This is a genomic window from Floccifex sp. (assembly GCF_051873555.1).
Classification (GTDB): Bacteria; Bacillota_I; Bacilli_A; order Erysipelotrichales; family Erysipelotrichaceae; genus Floccifex.
This window is the reverse complement of record NZ_JBJEEY010000112.1, coordinates 1-1673: the sequence shown is the minus strand read 5'-3', so window position 1 is coordinate 1673 and position 1673 is coordinate 1. Positions and strand designations below refer to the sequence as shown.

At 28.3% G+C, this 1673-nt stretch carries 2 protein-coding genes; one reads left to right on the top strand and one right to left on the bottom strand.

Features of this window, described 5'->3' with window-relative positions; translation table 11 throughout:
* On the top strand, positions 1-659 hold a 659-nt coding region (locus tag ACI32A_RS06395), incomplete at its 5' end, for a PD-(D/E)XK nuclease family transposase (protein WP_439754205.1).
* Positions 660-777: 118 nt separating this feature from the next.
* On the opposite strand, the gene ACI32A_RS06390 is transcribed toward ACI32A_RS06395, so the two are convergent.
* Positions 778-1317 carry a GNAT family N-acetyltransferase gene (locus ACI32A_RS06390; RefSeq protein ID WP_439754204.1) on the bottom strand — a complete coding sequence of 180 codons (540 nt, stop codon included), beginning with the start codon at positions 1315-1317 and terminating at the stop codon, positions 778-780.
* Between the last annotated feature and the right edge of the window lie 356 nt (positions 1318-1673).

Below are 1673 nucleotides of genomic sequence, written 5' to 3'. Positions count from 1 at the left end.
TTGATGATCTGTTCATGCGTATATTGTTTCGAAACAATAAGAAATTATTAGAAAAAGTATTGAATATTGTATTGAATCAAACGGATATACAAATCAAAAGATATGAAATCCAAAAAGATCTAAAACAGGTGTTGTCTAAATCTATTGTTTGTGATGTCATTATTGAAGATACAAAAGGAAATATATACGATATCGAAATGGAAAGAAACAATGCCAAACCCGAAAGACTTCGCTACTATGCCAGTGTTCTGGATATCGAATATTTAAAGAAGAATATGAGATATGATGAATGCAGAGAAATCCATGTCATCTTTATAACAGAAGAAGATATCTATAAAAAGGGATTTCCAGTTTATCAAGTAGAAAGAACAATTAAACAATTAGATAACAGTCCATTTAATGATCGAATGCATTTAATGGTTGTCAATGGACAATATCGAGGAAGTGATGAGCTGGGTTTATTGATGTATGACTTTGGATGCAGTGATTATCGAGATATGAAAACGATAGAACTTAAAGAAGCTGTCAAACAATTGAAAACCGGAAATGTGGAGGAAAATGATATGTGTGAAGCTTTAGAAAGATTTGGAAACAAAAAAAAGCAGAAGGAAAAGTCGAAGGAAAACTGGAAGAAAAAGTATCATTGGTTCAGAATTTAAAAAAGATGGGTTCTGAGGATGAATTTATTGCGAAAGCTTTAAATTGTGATGTGGATTATGTTAAAGAATTATTGGCTTTATATTGATTTTTAATGAAAGAGTGTAGTTTGAATTGGATTCAAACTACACTCTTTGTCATTTCTTTTTCAAATCGAAAAAATAAATTATTTTCTGCTGGAATATTTCCAGTGGTCTCATCCTGTTGATGAGGATCTTTATGTTTAGAATTGAAAAATTCCACAATTTTAAATCCACAACGATTTACGTAAAAATGAATATTGCGTTTATCAAAATAAGGTGTATGTGTTTCCCAGATTTTTGTATCTAAATATATTTTTTCTATAGATTTCCAGATTTTATAACCGTATCCCGCATTTTGAATCCATGGATTTACATATAAAAGATGAAGAAAATTGTATTGTGTGTTTTCATTAATAACAACAATAACACCCCCTACTCTCTTTTTGTTTTCCCAGGCAAAATAAGCTATTGAACCAGGTGCATTAAATGATTTTTCAATGTCTTCGATAGGAAGAATCATTTGATCATATGGACCATATTCATTTTCATAAGCTTTCTGAAAAGCAATTTGCACTTCTTTTATAAAAATGGATTTATCTTTTTGATTGGTAATGGGTTCTAAATAAAATGCATTCATATTTCTTTTTCTCCTTTATATTTTACATAAACAAGAAAATAGAAATTTATTCTCTTCCACCCCAATTATATAAATGTAAAATCATATTTATAAAATATAGGAAAACCTAATAAATGTCTACTCATAAACTATGTCATCATTTACGATAAAAGAATACAAAGAATTTTCGTCTATTTAAAAAAACATGAACTACTAATTTGTCCTCTCGGTACTTCAGATATTTTGAATGACTTAAAATGGAAAGCCACACATTTTTTTATGTCACTTTGTTTTCACAATTGATTATATGTAAATAATAAATGAAATGATGTAAAAAATAACCAAAATGATGATTTCTAAATATGATAAGATGAAAG